Source organism: Campylobacter sp. P091 (genome assembly GCF_002138935.1).
Classification (GTDB): Bacteria; Campylobacterota; Campylobacteria; order Campylobacterales; family Campylobacteraceae; genus Campylobacter; species Campylobacter devanensis.
The window spans coordinates 165,453-190,908 of the sequence record NZ_MJKZ01000002.1; the positions used below are offsets into that span (position 1 = coordinate 165,453).

28 protein-coding genes are annotated in these 25,456 nt (G+C 33.2%); 20 read left to right on the forward strand and 8 right to left on the reverse strand.

Going from position 1 to position 25,456, the window contains the following annotated elements; translation table 11 throughout:
• Together CIGNP91_RS02785 and rpe are read right to left on the reverse strand one after the other, a co-directional pair.
• Positions 1-813, reverse strand: coding sequence for a 3'-5' exonuclease (locus CIGNP91_RS02785; protein ID WP_086253316.1), 813 nt, complete (start codon positions 811-813; stop codon positions 1-3).
• Between the two features lie 15 nt (positions 814-828).
• Positions 829-1,470 (reverse strand): ribulose-phosphate 3-epimerase, encoded by a 642-nt coding sequence (gene rpe, locus CIGNP91_RS02790; RefSeq protein ID WP_086253317.1) that lies wholly within the window; start codon positions 1,468-1,470, stop codon positions 829-831.
• A gap of 129 nt (positions 1,471-1,599) precedes the next feature.
• On the opposite strand from rpe, the gene rseP reads away from it, so the two are divergent.
• Together rseP and CIGNP91_RS02800 are read left to right on the forward strand one after the other, a co-directional pair.
• On the forward strand, positions 1,600-2,706 hold the full coding sequence (gene rseP, locus CIGNP91_RS02795; protein ID WP_086253318.1) for an RIP metalloprotease RseP: 1,107 nt from the start codon (positions 1,600-1,602) through the stop codon (positions 2,704-2,706).
• 1 nt (position 2,707) lies between these two features.
• Positions 2,708-3,328, forward strand: coding sequence for a YggS family pyridoxal phosphate-dependent enzyme (locus CIGNP91_RS02800; RefSeq protein WP_086253319.1), 621 nt, complete (start codon positions 2,708-2,710; stop codon positions 3,326-3,328).
• Positions 3,329-3,378: 50 nt separating this feature from the next.
• Here CIGNP91_RS02800 and CIGNP91_RS02805 read toward each other — a convergent pair whose 3' ends face one another.
• Positions 3,379-5,952, reverse strand: coding sequence for an ATP-dependent Clp protease ATP-binding subunit (locus CIGNP91_RS02805; RefSeq protein WP_086253320.1), 2,574 nt, complete (start codon positions 5,950-5,952; stop codon positions 3,379-3,381).
• A gap of 165 nt (positions 5,953-6,117) precedes the next feature.
• Here CIGNP91_RS02805 and CIGNP91_RS02810 point away from each other — a divergent pair, with 165 nt between their 5' ends.
• Genes CIGNP91_RS02810 through CIGNP91_RS02845 form a run of 8 tightly spaced genes read left to right on the forward strand, consistent with a single transcriptional unit; the run spans position 6,118 to position 12,366 of the window.
• Positions 6,118-7,395, forward strand: coding sequence for a S41 family peptidase (locus CIGNP91_RS02810; RefSeq protein ID WP_086229038.1), 1,278 nt, complete (start codon positions 6,118-6,120; stop codon positions 7,393-7,395).
• Between the two features lie 11 nt (positions 7,396-7,406).
• Positions 7,407-8,120, forward strand: a complete 714-nt coding sequence (purC, locus tag CIGNP91_RS02815) for a phosphoribosylaminoimidazolesuccinocarboxamide synthase (protein WP_086229039.1) — start codon at positions 7,407-7,409, stop codon at positions 8,118-8,120.
• Between the two features lie 20 nt (positions 8,121-8,140).
• Entirely contained in the window at positions 8,141-8,371 is a 231-nt protein-coding gene (gene purS / locus CIGNP91_RS02820; protein WP_086224471.1) for a phosphoribosylformylglycinamidine synthase subunit PurS, read from the forward strand.
• A gap of 2 nt (positions 8,372-8,373) precedes the next feature.
• Complete coding sequence (purQ, locus tag CIGNP91_RS02825; protein WP_086224470.1) at positions 8,374-9,039, forward strand: phosphoribosylformylglycinamidine synthase subunit PurQ; 666 nt, start codon at positions 8,374-8,376, stop codon at positions 9,037-9,039.
• On the forward strand, positions 9,033-10,187 hold the full coding sequence (locus CIGNP91_RS02830; protein ID WP_086227065.1) for a hypothetical protein: 1,155 nt from the start codon (positions 9,033-9,035) through the stop codon (positions 10,185-10,187). Before purQ ends, CIGNP91_RS02830 begins: the two co-directional genes overlap by 7 nt.
• A complete protein-coding gene (locus CIGNP91_RS02835) occupies positions 10,171-10,854 on the forward strand; it encodes a lysophospholipid acyltransferase family protein (RefSeq protein WP_086253321.1) in 684 nt (227 codons plus the stop codon). The genes CIGNP91_RS02830 and CIGNP91_RS02835 overlap by 17 nt, the downstream gene beginning before the upstream one ends.
• A gap of 7 nt (positions 10,855-10,861) precedes the next feature.
• Positions 10,862-11,464 (forward strand): DedA family protein, encoded by a 603-nt coding sequence (locus tag CIGNP91_RS02840; protein ID WP_086253322.1) that lies wholly within the window; start codon positions 10,862-10,864, stop codon positions 11,462-11,464.
• A complete protein-coding gene (locus CIGNP91_RS02845; RefSeq protein WP_086224462.1) occupies positions 11,461-12,366 on the forward strand; it encodes an AEC family transporter in 906 nt (301 codons plus the stop codon). The genes CIGNP91_RS02840 and CIGNP91_RS02845 overlap by 4 nt, the downstream gene beginning before the upstream one ends.
• On the opposite strand, the gene fliP is transcribed toward CIGNP91_RS02845, so the two are convergent.
• The 3 genes from fliP to CIGNP91_RS02860 form a co-directional block, all read right to left on the reverse strand.
• Positions 12,359-13,084 (reverse strand): flagellar type III secretion system pore protein FliP, encoded by a 726-nt coding sequence (fliP, locus tag CIGNP91_RS02850; RefSeq protein ID WP_236848366.1) that lies wholly within the window; start codon positions 13,082-13,084, stop codon positions 12,359-12,361. The two genes, CIGNP91_RS02845 and fliP, sit on opposite strands and share 8 nt — an antisense overlap.
• A 234-nt stretch (positions 13,085-13,318) precedes the next feature.
• Positions 13,319-15,688 (reverse strand): endopeptidase La, encoded by a 2,370-nt coding sequence (gene lon / locus CIGNP91_RS02855; RefSeq protein ID WP_086253323.1) that lies wholly within the window; start codon positions 15,686-15,688, stop codon positions 13,319-13,321.
• Positions 15,689-15,696: 8 nt separating this feature from the next.
• Entirely contained in the window at positions 15,697-16,344 is a 648-nt protein-coding gene (locus CIGNP91_RS02860; protein ID WP_086224459.1) for an outer membrane protein assembly factor BamD, read from the reverse strand.
• Positions 16,345-16,500: 156 nt separating this feature from the next.
• Here CIGNP91_RS02860 and fliW point away from each other — a divergent pair, with 156 nt between their 5' ends.
• The 6 genes from fliW to CIGNP91_RS02890 all read left to right on the forward strand — a co-directional run bounded on the left by fliW (position 16,501) and on the right by CIGNP91_RS02890 (position 20,620).
• Positions 16,501-16,890: a flagellar assembly protein FliW gene (gene fliW, locus CIGNP91_RS02865; protein ID WP_086224457.1), complete on the forward strand. Its 390-nt coding sequence runs from the start codon at positions 16,501-16,503 to the stop codon at positions 16,888-16,890.
• Positions 16,891-16,924: 34 nt separating this feature from the next.
• Positions 16,925-17,482, forward strand: coding sequence for a hypothetical protein (locus CIGNP91_RS02870; RefSeq protein WP_086253324.1), 558 nt, complete (start codon positions 16,925-16,927; stop codon positions 17,480-17,482).
• The gene (locus tag CIGNP91_RS02875) at positions 17,479-18,324 is read left to right on the forward strand and encodes a type II secretion system protein (protein ID WP_086253325.1); all 846 of its coding nucleotides are present in this window, start codon (positions 17,479-17,481) and stop codon (positions 18,322-18,324) included. The genes CIGNP91_RS02870 and CIGNP91_RS02875 overlap by 4 nt, the downstream gene beginning before the upstream one ends.
• The gene (locus CIGNP91_RS02880) at positions 18,321-18,788 is read left to right on the forward strand and encodes a type IV pilus modification PilV family protein (protein ID WP_086253326.1); all 468 of its coding nucleotides are present in this window, start codon (positions 18,321-18,323) and stop codon (positions 18,786-18,788) included. Before CIGNP91_RS02875 ends, CIGNP91_RS02880 begins: the two co-directional genes overlap by 4 nt.
• 48 nt (positions 18,789-18,836) lie before the next feature.
• Positions 18,837-19,364 (forward strand): ribosome hibernation-promoting factor, HPF/YfiA family, encoded by a 528-nt coding sequence (gene hpf / locus CIGNP91_RS02885; protein ID WP_086227074.1) that lies wholly within the window; start codon positions 18,837-18,839, stop codon positions 19,362-19,364.
• An 86-nt stretch (positions 19,365-19,450) separates the two neighbouring features.
• Entirely contained in the window at positions 19,451-20,620 is a 1,170-nt protein-coding gene (locus tag CIGNP91_RS02890) for an N-acetyl sugar amidotransferase (protein ID WP_086253327.1), read from the forward strand.
• A 508-nt stretch (positions 20,621-21,128) separates the two neighbouring features.
• Here CIGNP91_RS02890 and CIGNP91_RS02895 read toward each other — a convergent pair.
• A complete protein-coding gene (locus CIGNP91_RS02895; RefSeq protein WP_086253328.1) occupies positions 21,129-22,397 on the reverse strand; it encodes a M20/M25/M40 family metallo-hydrolase in 1,269 nt (422 codons plus the stop codon).
• A gap of 64 nt (positions 22,398-22,461) precedes the next feature.
• Here CIGNP91_RS02895 and CIGNP91_RS02900 point away from each other — a divergent pair, with 64 nt between their 5' ends.
• From CIGNP91_RS02900 to CIGNP91_RS02910, 3 genes are read left to right on the forward strand one after another with little or no spacing between them, the layout of a single operon-like run.
• Entirely contained in the window at positions 22,462-22,641 is a 180-nt protein-coding gene (locus CIGNP91_RS02900) for a hypothetical protein (RefSeq protein WP_086234455.1), read from the forward strand.
• A complete protein-coding gene (gene cmoB / locus CIGNP91_RS02905) occupies positions 22,634-23,476 on the forward strand; it encodes a tRNA 5-methoxyuridine(34)/uridine 5-oxyacetic acid(34) synthase CmoB (protein ID WP_086253329.1) in 843 nt (280 codons plus the stop codon). The genes CIGNP91_RS02900 and cmoB overlap by 8 nt, the downstream gene beginning before the upstream one ends.
• Positions 23,477-23,485: 9 nt before the next feature.
• A complete protein-coding gene (locus tag CIGNP91_RS02910) occupies positions 23,486-23,971 on the forward strand; it encodes a hotdog domain-containing protein (RefSeq protein ID WP_086224444.1) in 486 nt (161 codons plus the stop codon).
• Positions 23,972-24,033: 62 nt separating this feature from the next.
• Here the strand turns inward: CIGNP91_RS02910 and CIGNP91_RS02915 are convergent, their stop codons facing one another.
• Positions 24,034-24,624 (reverse strand): MBL fold metallo-hydrolase, encoded by a 591-nt coding sequence (locus CIGNP91_RS02915; RefSeq protein WP_086224442.1) that lies wholly within the window; start codon positions 24,622-24,624, stop codon positions 24,034-24,036.
• A gap of 87 nt (positions 24,625-24,711) precedes the next feature.
• Between CIGNP91_RS02915 and CIGNP91_RS02920 the strand changes: the two genes are divergently transcribed.
• On the forward strand, positions 24,712-25,452 hold the full coding sequence (locus CIGNP91_RS02920; RefSeq protein WP_180381827.1) for an NAD+ synthase: 741 nt from the start codon (positions 24,712-24,714) through the stop codon (positions 25,450-25,452).
• Positions 25,453-25,456: the final 4 nt, after the last annotated feature.

Consider the following 25,456-nt stretch of genomic DNA (forward strand, 5'->3'; position numbering starts at 1 on the left):
TCAACCTCTTAAATCTGTTTTAGGTGGATTTATCTGTTCTATTACATTTGGGGTTTTTAGCGTCTTTGCTGTTTTGCTAAATAGTATGAGATCTTCTACGCTTTGGACATGCCACGGCACCCTTTTGATACACTCTTTGAAAATTTCACACGCTGCGATTGCGTCATTTAATGCTCTGTGATGAGCATTATCAATACCAAAAATTTGTTTAAGTGCATCTAGGCCATATCTATTTGACTCTATAGTTCTTCTAGCTAGATCAATGGTACAAATCTTGCGATTTAAGAGCATTCCAAACCCAAGCTTTGCTAAGCTAATACTGATAAAATCATAATCAAATTTAACATTATGCGCTACAAATACAGAATCAGCCAAAAATAGCCTAAAACTCTCAAGAGCATTTGCCAAATGCGGAGCATCTACTAAATCAAGCTGATAAATTCCAGTTAATTCGCTGATATTTTGCGGAATTTCACTAGCCCAAACTAGCGTCTCAAACCTATCAATCTCCTTGCCACCTTGGATTTTAACCGCACCTATTTCGATGATTTGACCGCTTTTTATACCACCATTTGTCTCGATATCAACGATACAAAACACCTGTTCATTAAAATCTCTAAATCTAGTTGGCATAACGATTTTGCCATTATCCAAACGCTCTAGCTCAAGACCTAAAAGCCGCCAATCGGCTAAATTTTTAGGCTCTATGATATCAGCTAATTCATCTATATCATTTGCTTTTTGTATAAAATCGTGATAATTAAGATTAGTTTTGGCTAATAAATCTATAAAATTATCTAATTTATTTTTCAAATTTACTCTTTGTGATTAAATTTTTAACGCTTTTATCGCCCCAGCATAATCATTGCTACCAAAGACAAAGCTTCCAGCCACGACAATATCCACGCCAGCAGCATCTAGATCAGCTACATTTAGACCATTTACTCCGCCATCTACTTCTATCATACATTTAGCATTTCGTGAGTCTATTAACTCTCTTAATTCTATAGCCTTTGATAAGACTGAAGGGATAAATTTTTGTCCGCCAAAACCAGGATTAACACTCATTAAAAGCACCATATCAACTTCATCTATGATATGTTTTAAAGAGCTAACAGGTGTGTGCGGATTAAGAACTATAGCGGGATTTACTCCATTTTTACGGATATGATCGATAAGCCTTAATGGGTGCTTCTCTTCTTCTATATGAAAGCTTATAAATTTAGGTTTTAAAGGCAAAAATAGATCTACAAAAAATGGGACATTTTCTACCATTAAATGAATATCAAGTGGCTTTGTAGATGCCTTAGCTGCTGCCTCTACTACAAGTGGGCCGATTGTAAGATTAGGCACGAAGTGGCCATCCATAACATCTATGTGTATCAAGTCAGCCCCAGCCTCACAAACAGCCTTAATCTCTTTAGCTAACTCTCCAAAATTCGCTGATAAAATACTTGGAGCTACATACATTTTCTACCTTTTTATTTAAGTGGGGTATTTTACTCAAATTTTAATAAAATTACCTTTATAATTGTAGATTATTGTAGATTTTTTGTTATACTTACGCAATTTTCACATAATTTTTTATAAAGGTAGAATTTGAGAAGTTTGATCTTTGTTTTAATACTTTTAATAGCTAGTTTTTGGTATTGGGGGGTGCATTTTGGTATCACCATATTGTCGCTATCATTTTTAATATTTTTTCATGAGCTTGGGCATTTTTTGGCTGCTAAATACTTTGGTGTCTTTGTAAAGACTTTTAGCATTGGTTTTGGAGAGAAAATTTATAGCAAAAAATTGGGCAATACTATCTATTGTATAAGCGCTATACCACTTGGTGGATATGTTCAGCTAAAAGGCCAAGATGATACAAATCCAAAAGAGAAAAATTATGATAGCGATAGTTATAACACACTAAGCCCATTAAAAAGAATTATAATCTTATTTGCTGGGCCGTTTTTTAATATCTTATTAGCTTTTATACTATATATAATGCTTGGATTTATCGGTGTTGAGAGATTATCACCTGTTGTTGGTAGTACCTTAGCAAATTCAGCCGCACAAAGTGCTAATATAGAAAAAAATGATAAAATCCTAGCTATAAATGGGGTTAAAATTAAGGAGTGGGATGAGATAAAAAAGCATATCACAACTAATCCTACAGATATACTTATTAAGCGTGGTGAAAATGAGCTTCATATAACACTAACCCCGCAACTCTCTCAAACCAAAAATATATTTGGCGAGAATATAACCACTCCATTAATTGGCATAACACCAAGTGGCGAGAAAACAACTATATATAATAGAGGCTTTGATAGCATTAAATTTGCCTATGATGAGACGATTAATGCCTCAACTCTAATCTATCAAGGATTAGAAAAGCTCATCACAGGCGTAGTCCCTATAGACCAAATGGGCGGTATAGTCGCAATGGCTGATATCACTACAAAAGCTAGCCAAATCAGTATATCTGTGCTTTTAATAATAGTAGCTTTGATATCTGTGAATTTAGGTATATTAAATTTGCTTCCGTTTCCAGTTTTAGATGGTGGGCATATAGTTTTTAATCTATATGAGATGATATTTAAAAGAGCGGTAAATGAGCGTGTTTTTGTAGGGCTTAGCTACGCTTCTATGGCGTTGTTATTTGCTTTAATGATATTTACTATTATCAATGATATAGTTAGATTAGCAGGAGAGTAAGATGAGTTTAGATACTATTTTAAATCAGATTAATGGCAAGGCAAGATTAATCGCTGTAAGCAAAAATGTAACCCAAAATGAGGTAATATCGCTATATAATCAAGGTCTTAGAGAATTTGGTGAAAATAGAGTCCAAGAGCTAAAAAGAAAGAGTGAAATCCTCTCAAATTTAGATATCAAATGGCACTTTATCGGTCGCTTACAAAGTAATAAGATAAATCAGCTTATATCACTTCATCCAGCTTTATGGCAAAGCTGTGATAGCTTAGAGATAGCACTTGAAGTCAATAAAAGGCTAAATTATAAGCTTGATACCTTGCTTCAGATAAACTCAGCCAAAGAAGAGAGCAAGCAAGGTGTCGATCCTAGCGATGCTATAGAAATTTATAAAGATATACAAAATAGATGTGAGAATTTAAATTTAATAGGCGTGATGAGTATAGGCGCTAATAGCGAAGATGAAAATGAGATTAAAAGAAGTTTTGATATAACTAAAAATATATTTGATAAATTAAAGCCACAAGGAGCGCTAATCTGCTCAATGGGAATGAGTGGGGACTTTAATCTAGCTATAGAGTGCGGGTCTAATATGGTTAGGCTTGGGACAATTTTGTATAGATAAATTTATAGACTTTGTTAGATGATTTTTGTATCATCTAACAAGCTAAGATATTAATCTTTGGTTATGATGATTTGATCATCTTTAGCGTCAATTTTTATGCTATCGCCACTTATGATTTCATCTTTTAAGATCATATCAGCCACAAGGTCTTCTACAAGCTCATATAAGGCTCTGCGAAGTGGCCTAGCACCATATACAGGGTCAAATCCAGCTTGAGAGATTAAATTTATAGCTTCGCTGCTAAGTTGTGATTTTATCCCACGAGCCAAAAGCTTACTCTCAAGCTCTTTAAACATTATTTTTACAATCTTGCTTAACTCATCTTGACCAAGTGGATTAAATATCACGCAATCATCTAATCTATTTAAAAATTCAGGTTTAAAATACTCTTTTAAAGCAAGTTTAACCGCTTCATCTCTCTCTTTGCCACTTAAATCCATAATCGCCGATGAGCCGATATTGCTAGTTAAAATGATAATTGTGTTTTTAAAATCCACAGTTACGCCCTTGCTATCAGTAGCCCTACCATCATCTAAAATTCCAAGCAAGATATTAAATACATCCTTATGAGCTTTCTCAACTTCATCAAACAAAATCACGCTATATGGTTTTCGTCTAACTGCTTCAGTGAGCTGTCCGCCCTCTTCAAATCCCACATATCCAGGAGGCGCACCAAGAAGTCTGCTAACGGCGTGTTTCTCCATATATTCACTCATATCAAATCTTATCATCGCTTTTTCATCATCAAAAAGAAATTTCGCCAACGCCTTCGCACTCTCAGTCTTACCCACGCCCGTAGGCCCAAGGAATAAAAAGCTACCGATCGGGCGATTTTGGCTACTTAGGCCAGCTTTATTTCTCTTAATAGCCCTAGATAGTGCGTGTAAGGCTTCATCTTGACCTATTACGCTATCTTTGAGATGTTTTTCTATATTTAGATATCTCTCTTTTTCGTTTGTGAGCATTTTGCCAGCTGGGATTCCTGTCCATTTGCTTAAAATTCCAGCTACCATATCTTCATCTACTTCATTTCGTAGTAAAACTCCATCTTTTTTCATCTCTTTCCATTTTAATTCTAGCTCTTCAATGCTTTTTTGAGCTTGTGGAATTTGGCTATATCTTAGCTCGGCGACCTTTTCGAATTCGCCTTTTCTTTGATACTCATCAGCTTGAATAGATAAAGAATCTATCAATTTTTTACTCTTGCTAATTGAGTCAAATACATCTTTTTCATTTTTAAATTTCATCTCTAACGAGCTTCTTTTTTCGCTTAAATTTGCTATCTCTTTTTCTATCTCACTTAATCTATCGCTATTTTTATCTTCGCCCTCCATTTTTAAAGCCTCTTTTTCGACTATTAAAGTCTCAATCTCTCTTTTAGTCTTAGCTAGCTCAAAAGGCTCACTCTCAATTTGCATTTTTAACTCTGCGGCCGCTTCATCTATAAGGTCAATTGCCTTATCAGGCAAAAATCTACCACTAATATATCTATGACTTAGCTTTGCTGCTGCTACTAAAGCGCTATCTGTGATGGTTACATTGTGATGGACTTCTAATCTATCTTTTATCCCACGAAGAATTTGTAAAGCTTCATTTACGCTTGGTTCTGCTACACTTACAGGCTGAAATCTCCTTTGTAAAGCGGCGTCTTTTTCAAAATATTTTCTATACTCTTTTAGCGTTGTAGCCCCAACTGTGTGTAGCTCTCCACGAGCTAAAGCTGGCTTTAATATATTAGCAGCATCCATAGAGCCTTCACTAGCTCCAGCACCTACTATTGTGTGAATTTCATCTATAAATAAGATTATATTTCCAGCTTTTTTGACTTCATCAATTATCGCTTTTAATCTATCTTCAAACTCACCTCTATATTTGGCCCCAGCGATCAACGCACTCATATCAAGAGCTATTACCCTTTTATTTGCTAAGGTTGTAGGGACTGCCTTTTTAACAATTAGTTGAGCTAAACCCTCTACAATAGCGGTTTTACCAACTCCAGGCTCACCTAATAATATCGGGTTATTCTTAGTTTTTCTAATTAGAATTTGCATCATTCTTGTAATCTCTTCATCTCTACCGATTACTGGATCTAGCTCACCACTAGCGGCTTTTTTAGTTAAATCAATTCCAAATTTATTTAAAGAGTCTAAATTTTCATCAGCAGTTTGCGTATCGATACTCTTGCCACCACGCATTAACTCTAACTCTTTTTTAATCTCTAATAGATCAATGTATTTAGACAAAATTCCCTTCATAGGCTCACTATCTAAATTCGCAATTATCCAGCTATCAACCGCTATAAATTTATCCCCCATTCCGATCATTACGGCCTTAGCACGCTCAAAGCTATCTATTAATTCATTTGAAATTTGGATATTGTTTTTTGATACATTTGAGCTTTGTGGCAGTTTATCAGCGTGGCTTTTGATATCCAAAACCAAGGCTTCTTTGCTCACATTTACCTTATTTAAAATTTGGTTTAAGAGCGAGTTGCTATCAGCGCTTAAAGCCCAAAGCATATGTAAAGGCACGACTTGCGGATTTTTGTTTCCGATAGCTAAGGATATTGCGCTATCGATTAAATCTTGACTCATTGATGTGAGTTCATTAAATATATTTGCCATATTTTTCTCCTTAAACTTTATATGAGTGGTATTATATAACTTTAGTCTATATTTGTCAAGGTTTGGCCAAATTTAATCCAATTTAGATTTAATTTGATTAATATTTTTTACTTTAAATTAATATATTTTTGGGTAAAATTATTGATTTTAATTTTTTGGAGTTATATGTTGAAAAGTAGTAAAATTTTACAACTATCTGGTTTTGTAAGCGTGATGGCTGCTAGTGCTATTGCCCTAAATGCTCAAACCTCCCAAGATAGTAGAATAGAAGCCCTATCAAAGCTAACCAAAACAATAGCCGTAGTAGAAAAATACTATGTAGATGATATAAATTTTACCCAAATCGTAGATAAAACCATATCTGGACTCTTAACAAACCTAGATGCTCATTCTGGATATTTAGATGAAAAAGCATTTAAAGATATGCAAATTCAAACTAAAGGCGAATTTGGAGGACTTGGTATTACTGTAGGAATTAAAGATGGAGCTTTAACTGTAATTGCACCAATAGACGATACTCCAGCTTATAAAGCCGGGGTGAAATCTGGCGATGTAATTTTAAGAATAGATGGCGAATCTACTATAAATATCACAATTGATGAAGCTGTAAATAAAATGCGTGGCAAACCAAATACACCTGTACAAATAACTATCGTAAGACAAGGCGAAAAAAAGCCATTTGATCTAAATATAATAAGAGATATAATCACCGTAGAATCAGTTCAGGCCAAAATGATTGAAGATGAAAATATCCTATATCTAAGAGTTACAAATTTTGACCAACATGTAACCAAAAAAGCTAGAGAATTTATCAAAAAATATCCAAAAGCAAAAGGCATTATTCTAGATCTTAGAAATAATCCAGGTGGTTTATTAAATCAAGCTGTTGGGCTTACAAATTTATTTGTTGAAAGTGGCGTTATAGTCTCTCAAAAAGGTAGAGACAAAAATGAAGATGAGATCCACTCAGCACAAAAAGGCAACTTCATAACAAACGCTCCATTAGCAGTCCTTATAAATGGTGGAAGTGCTAGTGCTAGTGAAATAGTCAGTGGTGCATTGCAAGATCTAAAAAGAGCTGTAGTAATTGGTGAAAATAGCTTTGGCAAAGGAAGTGTCCAAGTCATTATGCCAGTAGATAAAAAAGAGGCTCTAAGATTAACAGTAGCAAGATATTATCTTCCAAGTGGTAGAACTATTCAGGCTGTAGGCGTTACACCAGATATAATAGTTCATCCTGGAAAGGTACCAAATGATGAAAATGAATTTCATCTAAAAGAGGCTGATTTAAAGCAACATTTAGAGAGTGAATTAGATAAAATTGAACCAAAAAATAAGAAAAAAGAGACAAATAACAAAAACATAATAACTCAAAAACAAATTTATGATGATATTCAGTTAAAAACTGCAGTAGATTCCATAAAAATTTTAAACATCAAGTAAGGAGAAAAAGTATGGAAAAATCAGAATTACTTTACGAAGGTAAAGGTAAAAAAATGTGGAGTGTTAAAGGCAATGATGAGCTATTAATAGCTGAATTTAAAGATGATCTAACAGCATTTAACGCTGAAAAAAGGGGCAACGAAGCAGGAAAAGGTGCGCTAAATAATAAAATTTCAACCGCACTATTTAAACTTTTAAAAGAAAATGGTATAAAAACTGCACTTGTTGAAAGTATAAATGAAACTGAACAACTAGTCAAAAAATGCTCAATCATTCCATTAGAAGTAGTAGTAAGAAATATCGCCACTGGTAGTCTTAGCAAAAGACTAGGCATAAAAGAAGCTACAGTATTACCATTTACTTTAGTTGAGTTTTACTATAAAGATGATGCACTAGGCGATCCGCTAATTAATGATGAACACGCAATTTTACTTGATATCGTACAAAGCGAACAAGATTTAGCAACTTTACGCCATTTAGGTAGACAAATTAACTCTGTTCTTCAACCATTTTTTGCTTCAAAAGGGTTAAAACTTGTTGATTTTAAAGTTGAATTTGGTATTGATAAAGATGGAAATATCTTGCTAGCTGATGAGATTAGTCCTGATAGCTGTAGATTTTGGGATGTTGATACTGGTGAAAAGATGGATAAAGATAGATTTCGCCAAGACCTTGGTAGTGTCAAAGTGGCATATGAAGAGGTTTTGCGTAGAATTTTATCATAATTAAATTTAAAGGATAAATGATGAAAGTGATTGTAAATGTATATCTAAAAAATGGCGTATTAGACCCAGCAGGTAAAGCTACTAAACACGCTTTAGAAAGTCTTGGTTTTAATGGCGTAGATGATGTAAGAATTGGCAAACAAATTATCTTAGATCTAAGTGATAACACTACCGATGAACAGATTAAAAATATGTGCGAAGAGCTACTAGCAAATACAGTTATAGAAGATTATGAGATTCTAAAAGGCTAAAAATGAGAGTAGCTATCATTAATTTCCCTGGTACAAACTGCGAAAGAGATACTAAATACGCTTTTGATTTACTAGGATTTGACTCAGAGATTATCTGGCATAAACAAACAGATTTTAAGGCTGATTTAATAGTACTGCCTGGCGGATTTAGTTATGGTGATTATCTTAGAACTGCTGCTATTGCTAAGTTTAGCCCAGCAATGCAAACGGTAATAAATCACGCTAAAAACGGCGGATTGCTACTTGGAATTTGTAATGGTTTTCAGATGCTTTTAGAGAGCGGGCTTTTACCTGGCGCAATGAGAAGAAATGAAAATATGAGCTTCATTAGCAAATTTAACCATTTAAAAGTAATATCTAATAACAATAAATTCTTATCAAATTTTAACAACTCTGATCTAATAGATATCCCTTTAGCTCATGGTGAAGGCAACTACTATGCAAACAGCGATACAATTAAAAAATTATATGATGATGATTGCGTACTCTTAAAATATTGCGATAAAGATGGCAATGAAATTAGCGTAAATGGTTCAGTAGATAATATAGCTGGAATTTGCAATAAAGATAAAAATATATTTGGCCTAATGCCTCATCCAGAAAGAGCTGTAGAGAGTATTTTAGGTAGCACTGATGGAGCTAAAATGCTTAAAGGATTTCTTTGCTAAGGGCTATTTTTGCACTTATTTTGCTAATTAGCGTAGGTTTTAGCGAGCCTACGCCATTTGGACAACGCATCACTAATGAGCAGATGCAAGGTATAGCTGATACTGATGAGGTTATAGATATTGATCCATCGTTAATTTATCAAAATATTGATCCAATTGAGTTAGTTCTCACAAGCCAAATAAAAGAAAAATCAATATATATCTATCAGCCTTTTACCTTAAATTTAACTGCTAATACAGATAAAGTTCTAGATTTTGATATGAATCTTACTATGCGCTCTACTGATATAACTTGGCTAAATCCAAAGCCGCTATGGAAAAAAAAATCCGCTGGAATTTACGAAACTACAATCCATCTAATAGCTAGTAGCGCTCAATCTAATATTGATGCTCTAACGCTCACGCTAAAAAGAAATGGAATTTTTGTTCAAAATAAAACAATAAAGCCTGATCTTCCAAAGATTAAGAATATTCAATTACGAACTGATTTTGCCAATTTTGTCGGAGAAAATTTAGAGATAAAGATGGTAAAAAGTTCAAAATTTAATGAATACTCAAATTTAACTACCATAGAACTAGCAAGTAAAAATGGAAATTTAAGTCTATTCCAAATACCAGGAGAATTTCAAAAGCAAGGTTTTGATAGCCTAAAAGGCGACTACAAAAATCAAACTGGAATTTATTTTATAATAAGTGATAATAATAAAACTAATATAAACTTTAGTTACTACGATTACACTCAAAATATTTTTAAAGAGTTAAATTTAGATATCAAAGTCCAAGATAATGATTTAAGTACTCAAGTACCACTTAATCCTAAAGAGGGTGAGTTTCGACTATATAAAGAACTTAGTATTTATATTGCAATTATATTATTTTTACTACTTTTTATCTGGAAAAAGAGTTACTACTCCTTTATTATTGCAGTAGCATTTATAGCTTACGCAATCTATGATAATAAACCTTTTAGCGAAGCAAAACTTAAAGCAAATAGTAAAATAAGAATCTTGCCTATGCCAAATTCAACTATTTTTGCTATTGCAGCTAAAGAACAAAATGTCAAAATTATTACCAAAAATGAAAATTTCACCAAAATTATCCTACAAAATGAAACTATAGGCTGGGTAGAAAATGAAAGTATTAAATAAGATAAAAAATTGGCTATACGCCATAGAAATCACCATAAGCGTAATTATCGTGGTGCTGATATTTTTCATTGCACCATCTAGTAATCTATGGATAAGGCGAAAATGGACAAAAATGCAAAGGTTTTTAATCGGTTATAAAATTGATGTAATAGGTAGCCCAGACCCACGTGCAAATATGATAATAGCTAACCATCAAAGTATGCTAGATATAATGGCACTTGAAGAAATTCATCCAGCTAATATCTGTTGGATTGCTAAAAAAGAAATAGAGGATTTACCATTTTTTGGAAATATCATTCGGGTACCAAAAATGATATCAATAGATCGCAAGGACCCAAGATCACTACCAAAAATCATAAAATTAGCTAAAGAGAGAGTTAGTGAAGGTAGAGTCATAGCTATATTTCCTGAAGGTACTCGTGGAGATGGGGATAAGATTTTGAAATTTAAAAGTGGCGCAAATATCATCGCTGATAAGCTAAATTTGGTAGTTCAACCAGTACTTATAATTGGCTCAAGAAAGATTATAGATAGCAAAACCATTAGCGTACATTCCGGCTCATTTAAGGTTATCTATATGGATATTGTCGATACTAGTGATGAAAATTGGCTTGAAAATACAAGAGCAAAAATGCAAACTTTATTAGCTCAAAATTTAGATAAATAGGCTAGATATGTTAGAAAATATCATTAATTATCTAGTGAGTTTGGTCGCTGATTGGGGATATTTGGGGATATTTTTATTAATGGCTTTGGAGAGTAGCTTTTTCCCTTTTCCTAGTGAAGTTGTGATGATACCGGCTGGATATTTGGTATATACTGGGCAGATGAATTTATATCTAGCATTTGGTGCTGGGACATTAGGTAGCCTTGCTGGAGCGATATTCAACTACTATTTATGCTACTTTTTTGGTAGAGCCTTTATATTAAAATATGGCAAATACATAGGAATCACAGATGAAAAGATGGCGAAATTTGAGAGATATTTTAACAAATATGGCGAAATCTCTACATTTAATTGTCGCTTAATCCCAGGAATTAGACAATATATCAGCTTGCCAGCAGGACTAGCTAAGATGAATATCTTTACTTTTAGCCTTTATACCACGCTTGGAGCGGGGATTTGGGTGGCGATTTTGATCGCTATTGGGTATTATATCGGCGATCAAAAAGAGCTTATCAAAGAGTATTTAGCTCAAATCACCATCTGTTTATTGATAGCTGTAGCTATAATTACAATTATATATCTATACATACAAAAAAGGTTTAAAAAATGATAATATACTCTCTATTTTCGATGTTTATACTACTATTTAGCGGATATGTAGCTAAAAGATTAAGGATCATCTCGGCAAATAAGGCTATTGTATTTTTGGATTTTGTTTTGTGGTTTGCTTTGCCATCTTTGATTTTTGATAAAGTCTATCATTTGGTTGTGGATTTAAATTTGATTAGTATGGTATTTGTGGGACTTATCTCATCAGTGATAGCTGCTTTTGTAGCTGTAGCAATGGGATTTATGCTTAAATTTTCAACCGCAACTTTGGCTAGTGTAGCGCTCCTTAGTATGTTTGGCAATACCTTATTTATCGGAATTCCTATTGTTCAAGGATTATATGGCCAAAGTGCTTTGAGTATTGTTATTTTATTTGATCAAGTAGTTACGGCTCTGCCTATTAGCATTTTTGGGCCATTGATTTTGGGTTTTGGGACATCTAAGAAAAGCTCAATAATCCAAAATAGCCTTAAAATTATCAAATTTCCGCCATTTATCGCACTGGCTTTGGCTGTGATACTTAAAAATTTTAATCTACCTGAAATTATATTTGAGCCTTTAAAAATGCTATCTAGCAGTATGGTGCCGGTGGCTCTGTTTGCTGTCGGGCTTAGACTTGGATTTAATAGTATTAAAAGCTCTTATAAGGCCTGTTCTGTGGTGATCTTTGCTAAGATGATATTAGCGCCGATAATATTTCTATCAATCACTAAAATATTTGGTATAGAGCTTAGCAAAGAGTGGATAATAGGATTGATAGAAGTCGCCACTCCGCCGATGGTATTAGCAAGTGCTATGATATTAAAAGCCAATCTAGATTCAAATTTGGCTATCTCAAGTGTGGCTATAGGTATGATAACTATCTTTATTACAATGCCTATTTTATACTTTGTAGCTACTTGAAACTTTGGACTAGATTGCCCACTAGTAAATTCCATCCATCTACTAAGACAAAAATCAGCAATTTAAATGGCAAAGATATCATAACAGGTGGTAACATCATCATACCCATAGCCATCAATACAGAGCTTACTACCATATCGATAACTAAAAATGGTAAATACAACAAAAATCCTATCTCAAATGCTGTTTTAAGCTCACTAATTATAAAAGCGGGTGCTGCTATAGTCAAAGGGACATCATCTATAGTTGCTGGATTAGGAAGCTGGCGAATACGATAAAATAAGGCCAAATCTTTCTCTCTAGTGTTTCGTATCATAAATTCCTTAAATGGCTTTGCCCCTTTATCAAAGGCCTCTTGATAGCTGATTTGCTCATCTAAATATGGCTTTATGCCTTGCTCATAACTCTGCTTAGCCACTGGTTCCATAATAAAAAATGTAAGTATCAAAGCTATAGATATAAGCACACTTGTAGGTGGCATCTGCTGAGTACCCATAGCTTGACGCAAAAATGAAAATACAATAACCAATCGCAAAAAACTAGTCATTATAAATATCAAAGATGGCGCCAAGGCTAATATAGTTAAGACTACTAAAACATTTAAGCTAGTTACTAGTTGTTGTGGTGTATCTGGTGCGCTCAAATTAAGATTCATAGTAGGCACAGTAACCGTATCAGCACCAAAGGCAGAAGCAAAAATCAAAAATATCAAAGCCAAATATCTCAAAAAATCCCCTTTAAATAAGGATAATTCTACATTAAATTTAATTAAAGGCTAATAAAATATATTAAATTATCATTATAAATCATAGCTAACATATTGGTTTTAAGAGCCTAAAATGACTCTTAAAATAAAATAGCTTAATACTATCCTTGATAATTAGCCAACCTAAAAACCACTGACTTTTTATTGTATTTATACTTTACATACTTAACTTCGTATAAGCAATATTTATTTGACTAAAGCAACTTTTAAAACTTCAGTAATATCTTCAACACCAATTATCTCCATATTATCTCTTACTTGTTGTGGGATATCTTTTAAGTCTCGGTCATAATTTTTAAGCGGTATTATTGCTTTTTTTACTCCAGCTTTATATGCAGCAATTAGTTTCTCTTTTAAGCCGCCAATTGGTAATACCTTGCCACTTAGTGTAATCTCACCAGTCATTGCTACATCGCTATAAATTGGCGTATCGCTTAAAATTGAAGCAATTACAGTAGTCATTGTTATTCCAGCACTTGGTCCATCCTTTGGTGTAGCACCCTCTGGAACATGAATATGCAAATCATAACTATCATAAACTGCCATATCTATGCCATCTTTATCTTTTTGAATTAAATTTTTTGAAATACAAATTTCACCCTTATCTATAAGGCTTTTTACAAGGCTAAAAGCTATCGTAGCAGACTCTTTCATTACATCGCCAAGCTGACCTGTAATTTGCATAGCGCCCTTGCCTTTTATCTTTAATGCTTCAATTTTTAACACATCTCCGCCAACTGCTGTCCAGGCTAATCCATTTGCGATACCAATCTCATTTTTGCCACTTATAACTGTGATTTCAAAAACCTTTTTATCTAGATAATTTTCTAAATTTTTAGTAGTTATAGATATCTTTTTTGTCTGTTCGCTCAATATTTCAAGTGCGGATTTACGCAAAATATCAGCTATTCTATGGCGTAAATTTCTTACCCCGCTCTCTCTGGTATAGTCGCTAATTAGTAGATTTAAAGCATCCTTTTTAATTACTACCTCGCTACTTTTTAACCCATGTTTTTTAAGCTCATTAGGCCATAAATATCTCTTTGCTATCTCAAATTTTTCTTGTGGCGTATAACTATTTAGCCAGATAAATTCCATTCTATCACGAAGTGGAGCCGGTATAGCACTAGCATCATTTGCTGTTGCTATAAATATTATCTTACTTAAATCTATATGAAAATTTAGATAATAATCTCTAAATTTACTATTTTGTTCAGGATCTAATATCTCAAGTAATACAGCAGTTGGATCACCCTTATATGAGCGCGCTACCTTGTCAATCTCATCTAATACCACCACTGGATTCATACTTTTGGCTTCGATTAGACCCTGAACAATTCGCCCAGGCATTGCCCCTATATATGTTCTGCGATGACCTCTTAACTCATTAACATCTTCAAGCCCACCAAGTGCAATTCGCACTAATTCCCTTTTTAAAGCATTTGAGATTGAGTTTGCTAAGCTTGTCTTACCAATTCCAGGAGGCCCTACAAAACATAAAATTGCCCCTTTATTATCTTCAAGTCCCCTACTATGCAAAAGCTCCTTAAGTCCAAAATACTCCACAATTCTGCTTTTTGGCTTTTCAAGTCCAAAATGATCGCTATCTAACTCTTTTTGAACATCTTTTACCGTGAGTTTTTTGGTACTAAATTTACCAAATGGCATATCAAGCGCCCAGTCTAAATAGCTACTAGTCATACTAGATTCTGCACTATCAGTATGCATTTTGCTTAGTTTTGAGATATTTTTTTCTATCTCTTTATAAGCATCATCACTCATAAATTTACGCCCAGCCTCAAGCTTATTTCTATACTGTGTTATTTGAGCCTCTTTATCTAAATCCATTCCTAGCTCACGCTGAATTTCTTTTAATTGCTCTTTTAAGAAATACTCTTTATTTGCCCTATCTAGCTTGGAGCTTACCTTGCTTTTTATCTCTTTTTGAAGTTTATTTGTTTCAATTTGCGCATTTAAATATTCTATGATATCTAGTATTTTTTGTTCTAAATTTAGCTGGGTAAAAAACCCATATGCTATATCCTTTTTAAGATGCAATGCACTACAAACCAAATCACAAACCCTACTAGCCTCATTGCTATCATCAATAGCACGAAGCAGATCAGGTGGAAAGAAGTGATTTAGCAAGCTTAAGCTTTTTACGCTCTCTTTTAACACATTTAGACCTGCTTCGATTTTACTTGATTCAAACTCTTCTAATTCAACGCTTTGGATTTGAGCAATTAGTGGATCGCTGCTTATAGGTTGTGTAATCTTGCCACGGCTTAATCCTTGAAATAAAATTTTCACTCTGCCATCAGGCATTGCCACACGACGCATTACATTGCCAATTACTCCATATTCATAAATAGATTCAAAATCTCTCTCTCCAGAATGTGCGAGCTTAGAACACACTACCATAACCGCACTACTATCATTAATTGCCATATCTAACGCTTTTATATTTTTTTCATCACTTAAAAATATTGGCGTAATCATAAATGGGTATAAAAATAGCTCATCTTCAACTATAATAGGTAAATTTGCCAAACTCATACTCTCTCCTACTCAAATGGCGTCATATACCAAGGCAATTTGGCTTTAGTTGAATTAATATCATTTAGTGGTGAAATATCAATTCTATCTTGATAAATTGCTGCTGAATCATCTTTATCTAATCTATTGTATAGTTCATAAATATCAATATTTAAATAGTATTCAGCCAGTCTAAATTTAATCAACATAGTCTCTAATAGTGGCTTATATTGAGTATTTGGATAGTTTGTTAAGAATTCATTAATCTGCGAAATACTATCTTGAACCAACTTTTGATTGCGATTTGGCTTGCTAAATGAATCAAAATTTGCTTTTATCTTTAGATATTGGATATATTCTATGCTATCTTTTGTACCATATTTTTTGATATATTCATCTAGGTAGAAGTTAGCCATCTTATACTCTCCTTCATCTACATGAGCATTTGCCATAATTACTAAAACTTGCTCTAAATACGGGCTTGCTACATGCTCACTAGCAAATGATATATAGTGCTTATCTGCTGATTCTAGGTCTGCATCTTTGATATCATTTAAAATTTGATTATACCATTGATCTGGAGTGAGATTATATAGTTCATTATCTTTTTTTGCACCACAACCTGCTAACAAAGCCAAAGACAAAGCTAAAATAGCAGATTTGAATTTTATATTCATTAATTTTCCTTCATCTGATTAAAATCTAGTGATTATAGCAATATTTTGGTAAATTTATGCGTTATAAGAAAAAATTTTATAAATTACGCTCAAACCCTATGAATTTGGAACAAAAAATGCTACAATACGACAAACCCAATTTTTAAGGAGAGTAAAGTGAAATTTTCTGTTAAAAACCCTATTCCTGGATTTGAAAACATCAAAGAGGTTGAGATAACTAAAATTGATGATTTCTTTGTTAAAATGCAAGATGTAGATGGCAAGACATCTTTTACTATGATTAATCCATATGCGCTTCGCCCTGATTATGAGTTTGATATCCCAACTCCATACAAAAATCTACTTCAAATAGATGATAACTCTAAATTAGAGCTTTATGCTATTGTCGCTATCAGCAGTCCTATTGAAGAATCTACTGTGAATTTCTTAGCACCAGTACTTTGCAACACAACTGCTGCTACGCTAGCACAAATTGTCTTAGACAATCGCTACTATCCAAATTTCGGTCAAGCAGAAAAAATCAGCGCTTATGTCCAAAAACAATAAATCCTTGTAGTGGCTCACACGAGCCACGATATCTATGCGTTACGCCTTTTCATCTTTGGAGCTTATTTTATCAATTATTATTGTAGCTATTGCACTATCGTCGCTTCCATCAATTTTGCAAATTTCAGTTAAAAGTACAAATGATGCTATATTATCTGAGGCGGTTACAGCTAGCTATACTAAACTATCAAATATTATTGCCCATCCATGGAATGATGCTATTAGCCCTAGTTTAGCTCAGCCGATTTATTATAGTAGTGAGTTACCATTAAATTCTCTTACTAGTAGAGTAATATCTAAAATTACGCCAAATAAAATCAACACTGCCAAAAATAGCATTAATGGCTTTAATGGTGATAGTGGGCTATTAAAACCTGGAGTAGATTCAAAAAATTTATTAAATTTAGAGTATGCTATTAGTGTTGGATTTATAAATAATTTTAAATTTACTACAAATACTACAAATAATTCAACTGATGCTATTGCTATAAAGCTTACAACCAAAGCAAATACTAAGCCTATTATATTTTATAGTTATAGCTATAATATTGGCGAACCGCTAATAAGAAGCTTAATAATCCCATCGCCATGAAATTTAGCTTTATTAAATTTAACCATAAAAAACCTAATTACGCCAAGTCAAATACTATTACATTTAAAAGCGCATTTAGCCTACTTGAGATGAGCTTTGTTATTGTTATTGGCGGGATTTTAGCTGGAATTATGATACAAATCTATAGCTCTTTACATACTAATTATCTACAAATATCAGCCACAAATCGACTAGAATCTACTGCTACAAATACTATGCTAATCATAAATAATTATCTTCAACAAAGCATAAAAGAGTCCATTTCCACTAGAAATGGCTCTGAAATTCAGCCACTCTATAAAAGTGCGAGCGCTAGCGAATTTATCTGGTTTAGTAAAAGCTTTGAGACGCTACAAAATAGCTCTAGCTATCATCAATGGAGTGGATTTATTGATATCTTAAATATACAAACAACAAATGACACAATCACTCTGCACTCGCCACTAAGTAAATTTGATACAAGTAAAAATGATAAAGTGTTAAACAATTTAAAACTTAACGATATTAGAATTATATTTAAAGGAAGTGATGAAATATACTCAAATACGCATAAAATCATAAGTGCCAAAGATGAACTAATAACCATCAAACGACCAAATCGCCCTATTTTTATCAGTGAAATTTACTATCTAACTCACGCTCTAATCTCGTTAAATTTGCAAAATAACACATTATATTTAAATGAATTTAAACTAAATAATTTAAATAAAACTATTCGTTCCAATCCAATTGCTCGCAATGTAAGTTCATTTAATATCAAACAAAGTGGCGCAAATATTATCTTTCAACTTTGCTTAAAAGAGTCAAACGGTATAGAACTTTGCAAAAGTAGTAGCCTATGAAAAAACAAACAATAAATCATTTAAAAAGTGGTTTTAGCTTGATTTTAGCAGTAGCGTTTATCATTGCTATAAGTGCCTTAGCACTAAATACCATCACGCTTAGTTCTACTGCCACTATTAGTATTAATCATCTCTACCTTCACTCTCAAGCTAAACTAATAGCCATTTCAGCTACCCAAAACGCCATTGCTCAAATTCAGCGAAATGATTTTAACCAAAATTGTCCAAATAAATTTAGTCTATTTTATCCAAATAGTAGTGATTATATTTTAAAATCTGAAGTTGTGATTATGCACTATATAGGCGGTAAAATACCTCCAGCATGTAATGATAAAATTTGGAAAGAAATTAATGCTACCACTCCAAATATAGACGCAGCTATAATGCATACCATAGTCCAAACCAATCCAAATCTAGCTATAACTCCTATAAAAATAAGCAAAATAACCACCCAAAAGCCCTAAATAAGGATATTTATGCTAAAATAACACAAATTTTTAAAGGAGAATGCTATGAATACAAGTATAGTAGGCAGACAGTTTGAATTAACTGAATCTATCAAAAGTTATTGTGATAGCGCATTTGATGCACTTAGCAAGTACAATCTAGATATAATCTCAGCTAAAGCCATAATCTCAGCTGATGAAAGAAATGGCAAAAAAGGCTTTGATGTAGAGTTTGCTATTAACTTGGCTAAAAAAGATACAATAGTAATCCGTCAAAAAGATAAAGATTTATACGCTGCAATCGATTTAGCGCTTGATAGAGCTAGCAAAGTACTTCGCAGACATCATGATAAACTAGTAACTCACAAAAATAGCGATGAACTAAAAGAGTCTAGAATCATAGTAGATGAAGTATCAATCGAAGGTGCTGATGAGATTGTACCAACTGAACTTGAATTATACAAACCAATGGAAGTTGAAGAAGCTTTAACTAAATTAAAAGATAGCGGTGCGCAATTTTATGTATTTAATGATATGGATGCTAAAATGCGTGTTTTATACAAAAGAAATGATGGCAAATTCGGCCTATATTAATTATATAAAACTTTCTAAAAAAGGGAGGTAGTCCATCTGCCCCCCCCCTTTTTTTTTATTTTAATTTAATTTTATAGAGGTATATAATGGAATATTGCAGCAGATGCCTGCAGACAAATACTCGCCCGGGGGTAGTTTTTAAAAATGGAGTTTGCGGTGCGTGTTTATGGGAAGAAGAGTCTAAAATAATCAACTGGAGTGCTAGAGAGAATGAACTAAAATCAATTGCTGAGAATGCTAAGACTAAATCCAAAGGGGCATATGATTGCGTTATTGGTGTTAGTGGCGGCAAGGATTCTACATTTCAAGCATTTTATGCTAGAGATATTTTAGGGCTTAGAGTTTTACTAGTTAATTGCGAGCCTATGGATATCACGCCAATTGGAAGAGCAAATTTTGAAAATTTAAAGCGTCATGGTTTTGAGACAATATCTATAAATCCAAATAGAACTTTAGCAAAAAAGCTGATGAAAAAAGCATTTTGGGAGTATCTAAATCCCGTAAAACCTCTTGAATACACGCTTTATGCCTCAGCATATATAATTGCTGATATGTTTAATATCCCTATGATATTACAAGGTGAGAATGCTGCTCTTACCCTAGGTGCTAAAAATAACCTACAAGATAGTAGTGGAAACGCTCTAAATATCGTAAATTCAAATACTCTTAAAGACAATCCAATAGAAATCTATATGGATGAAGAGACTGAACTAAAAGATCTATTTTTATACAAAGTTCCAGTAGATGAACTCACCAAAAAGGGCGTAACTGCTGTATGGCTAAATTATTATACAAACAAATGGAGTATGCAACATAATGCAAAATTTGCTATTGAGCGAGGTCTTAGCATATATCCTAAAGATGTCAATCCATATGACCTAGGTACATATCGCAGATGTTTTCAATTAGATACATATATGACCATTGTTAATCAATATTTTAAATATATTAAATTTGGCTTTGGACAGTGCAGCGATCATGTAGCATATGATTTAAGAAGCAAAAACATCACTAAAGATGAAGGTAAATATCTACTTCGTGAGCTTGATGGCAAATATGGTGAATTTTATATGCAAAAGATGGCCTCTTATCTAGACTTAACACCAAGCCAAGTGTTAGAGTATTGTGAAAAATTTAGAGGCGATATGTTTGAGCAATGCGAAAATGGTTGGAAGCTTAAAAACCCAATTTGGGAGCTAGAACCAATCCAAAACAAACACAATATCAAAGATATAATGAATAGACTTGGATTTTAATATAGTTTTATATTAGCTTTATTGTGGCTGTATTGTTTTATCTTTTTATTAATTTTTGATTGGCTTAGATAATTTATTTATAATTAAATCTAATTTATAATCACGATGAACTAGTTTTTTAATGGCGTAGAAATCTGCGCCTAAGAATCCAAGCATCAAAATTTTTACATAAAATACAATGTAGATATTATTTTAATAACAATTAAATTTTATTTAATTGTTATATTTTACTCAGAATATATTTTAATATTTGTAAATAAATTATTGAACATCTCATAATCTAAGCCAAAAATAATTCTTATCTATATTACTTATACTTTAAATTATTAAATAGGAATTATGCTCATAGGGTTAGCTTCCCTATGGCAAATTTGTCTCCATAAAAAGGTAGGATATATATAAAAATTGCATTTACTGTAATTATATTGCTTTTATATAATTCTTATCAAAGCTTATTAGCTTTTTCTAATAAAAGCATAAGCGCAATCCCTCTAAGCTACATAATTATTTACTTTTGATAATATGCTACTATTTTTTCTACCACTTTAGCTATTTTTTCTAGTGAGTCAATCTCTAAGTGTTCATTTATACTATGTGGAGAGTAGATATTTGGCCCTATTGATGCAGCTTCTAATCCATTTTGCTTAGCGACAAATACGCCGCATTCAAGCCCAGCATGAACAGCTTGAAATTTAACCTTAGGATTATTTTCTTGCATAAATTTCAAAACAACATTAGCAAATTCACCAATTTTTGGTGTCCAAGCCCCACTTCTCTCAAAAAAGCTTACCTCAAACCCTGCTAATTTTGCTAAGCTTGTAGTCTCAAATTTAAGCCTCTCTAGCCCATCTTCACTCATCGAACGAGCAAAAAACTCCAACTCTATAACGCCATCATTACTCTTAATCCTTGATAAGTTTATACTATCACGCACTATTTTTAGATTCTCATCATAGCTTCGTACTCCTTGAGAAAAGCTATTAATTAATGCTAAGATATTATCTCCAAATTCTAATACCTCCTCTCCAACGCCAAGCTCACGCACCACTACCCTATCATCACTATGTATTATCTCATCACAAATTACTATCCCTTTAGCATTTACAGGAATTGAGTTGCTACGCTCACCGCCATTAATATCTACAATTTTGCCATTATTTTTAGCAATAAATTCAGCTAATATTTTAATTGAATTTGGAATATCCTTAATAATCTCTAGTCCGCTATGACCGCCTGGTAAATTTAAGACACTTAGTTCATAAAGTCTATTATTAGTAGGCACTTTACTAGCTTTAATCCTAGCATGTATTAGCTCACCAGCAGCACAACCTATAAATACACCATCTTCATGTTCGCTATCAAGATTTAAAAGCCTACCACTTATAATGCGCCCATTAAAGCCATTTGCACCAATCAAGCCAACCTCTTCATTAGCACTAAATAACACTTCAAGATTTTCAAATTTCTCCATCATATCCATCATAATTGCTACGCCAATTCCATTATCAGCGCCCAAGCTAGAATTTTTAGCTCGTAAAATTTTTCCATCATCTATTAACTCAATATTTGGCGCATCTCCTACACAAACCATATCATAGTGTGACTGCAAGCAAATTTTTGGCTTACCTTTAATAGCATAGATATTATCAAATTCATCAATCCTAACGCTAAATCCACTCTTTTTAGCAAAATCAACTAGGTAATCTCTAAGCTGTAAAGTATCAAAACTACAATGTGGAATAGTGCAAATTTCTTTAAATTTATCCAAGATTTCCATATTTTACTCCAAATTTTTATAAAATTATATCAAAATTAAACAAAATAATGGTAACATTATCACTATGAAAAATTTGATTATATTTGTGATTTTGGCACTATTTTTACAAGGGTGCCTTTGGGTAAATAAACGAGGAATTTCAGACAAATACTACAACAGTTGTAAAGAGTATTATGATGCAGCTGGTATATATCACAAAAAGTGTGATGAGAATTTAGTAGATTGGAAAGAGATATATGAATAATAAAGCTTACGATGAGCTTTTAAAGCAAATTTTGCAGCTGCCTAGCGATAAGTGTGAACTTACATTAGATGAAAGTGTGCGGATTCATATCCCAAATTTCACTAAAGAGGTTAAAGAAATTGCAGTTGCACTTAAGCCGTGGCGAAAAGGACCATTTAATCTAAATGAGCTTTTTATAGATAGCGAATGGAGAAGCTTTGTTAAGTTTAATATTTTAAAACCATATCTAAATTTAAAAGGTAAAAGTATCGCAGATGTGGGGTGTAATAACGGCTATTATATGTTTAAAATGCTCGAATTTGATCCAAAAAGTATAACTGGGTTTGACCCTAGTGAGCTAGCATTTTTGCAATTTAGTTTTATTAATCACTTTATTAAAAGCGATATTGAGTTTAAAATTGCTGGTGTAGAGAGCTTGCCTGAATGCGGAAGTAAATTTGATACAATATTTTGCCTTGGAGTTTTATATCACAGAAACGACCCAATAAAGTGCCTAAAAGAGCTAAAATCAGCAATGAATCCAGGCGGTGAGGTATTTATAGATACAATGTACATCGAGCGTGATGATGAAATGGTACTAAGCCCTAATGGTAGCTACTCTAAAATTCCAAATATTAGCTTTATTCCAAGTGTTAAAGCTCTTAAAAACTGGTGTCAAAGGGCTAAATTTAAAAGTTTTGAAATTTTAGCTACTAAGGAAACTGACTTGTTTGAACAGCGCAAAACAGAGTGGATAGATGGGCAAAGTCTTGGTGACTTTTTAGACCCAAATGATGACTCTAAGACAATAGAAGGTTATCCAGCACCAAAAAGAATTTATATAAGATTAACTTAAGGGTATATTATGAATGAGTATGATGAGAGTTTGCAAGATATTGGATTAATTGATAGTGCTGAGATTTTTCAAGGGCTTTTAAATATACCAGCTACTATAAACTCCACTTTATGCGGCGGGATAGTAGATATGAAACCAAACTATGCTAAAACTACGCTAATGACTAGCAATGAAATGGTTTTTGATGATGAAAAGCTAGTTCATGGTGGATTTATATTTGGTGCGGCTGAGTGGGCTGCGCATGTAGCTATAAATACGCCCCACTCTGTAACTATAGGCGCAAAAGTAAATCTATACGCACCAGCCAAAGTTGGCGATATGGTAGAATTTGAGGCGCACGCCTACTACGAAGAGTCTAAAAAGCGTGAGGTTAAGGTCATAGGCACAATCAAAGAGATTAAAATCTTTGAAGGCACCTATCAGATAGTTGTACTAGAAGAGCATATATTTAGACTTCAGCAACGTAAAATGACAAGCGATGAATCGCAACAATAAGGCTAGTATTAACAAATCTTGATTTGTTAATAAATTTATCCATCTTATATAGGCGCAAAAGGCTAAATTGCCTGCGCCCATCTAATTAGCGAATTTCTCTCAGCATCTAAGCTTGTTGGTTCACCATGCCCTGGGTAAATTTTATAATTTTTTAACTCTACAGCACGTTTTAGACTCTGCCTCATTAATTTACCATCACTAAAAGGAAAATCATACCGACCAATTGAATTTTTAAATATAAAATCTCCGCTAAACATCACATCACCAGCCGTTATTACACTACATCCTGGAGTATGCCCTGGGAAATGGCAAAAGGCAAATTTAACTCCACTAAAATCAAACTCTTCTCCATCGCTTACTAAAATATCAGGGTTAAATTTAGCCTGCAAAAGTCCAAACGGGTCATTTTGACACAAAAATGCATCATCTTTAGGTATATAAATATCCACACCAAATTTTGCTTTAATAGCATCACAATCATAAACATGGTCAAAATGTCCATGCGTACAAAATACCGCTAATGGATTTTTGCACACACGCTCAATCCACTCTAGCGCACCATCGCCTGGATCGATTATAATCTCTCCATCACTTAAAACTACTACATAACAATTGGTTCCATAAATCCCAAAAGCTCTTGAAATAATCTGCATTTTTACTACCTTTTTTAAGTTTTTTTTCTAATATTCTAAGATAGATTTTACCATAATCTAGATATAATTTTGTATTATTTTTAATGGATGATATTAGTGGAAAATTTTAAATTATTAGAAAATAACCTTCTAAATTTTCTTGATTCTTACCTAAAAAGCTCTGGTGCTAAGGGTTTTGTCCTTGGACTAAGTGGCGGCTTAGACTCTGCGGTTGTGGCTACACTTTGTACCAAAGTCGCTCCTACAAAAGCACTCATAATGCCAACTTCTAGCTCAAATAAAGCAAATTTAAACGATGCTTTAGAGCTATCTAGTAAGCTAAATTTGGATTACCAAATTATTGATATTAGTGATATTTTGGCTAGTTTTTTACCTTTTAGCGATACAAATGATAAGCTAAGAGTTGGAAATATTGCTGCTAGAATCCGCATGATTTTACTCTACGATCACTCTAGTTTGCTTAATGCACTTGTTGCTGGTACAACAAATAAAAGCGAGAAAATACTAGGATATGGTACGATTTATGGCGATATGGCGTGCGCACTAAATCCGCTAGCAAATATCTATAAAAGCGATCTCTTTGAATTTGCGAGCTACCTTGGTGTTAATCACAAAATCATAGCCAAAGCCCCAAGTGCCGATCTATGGCAAAATCAAAGCGATGAAAGTGATATCGGATATAGCTATAAAGAGATTGATAAACTGCTAAAAGCTATAGAAAATGGCGAAGATTTATCTAAATTTGATAGCGACTTTAAAAATAAAATAACTGCTAGAATCACCAAAAATAGCTTCAAGCAAAAACTACCAGCAACACCAAATATATAAAATT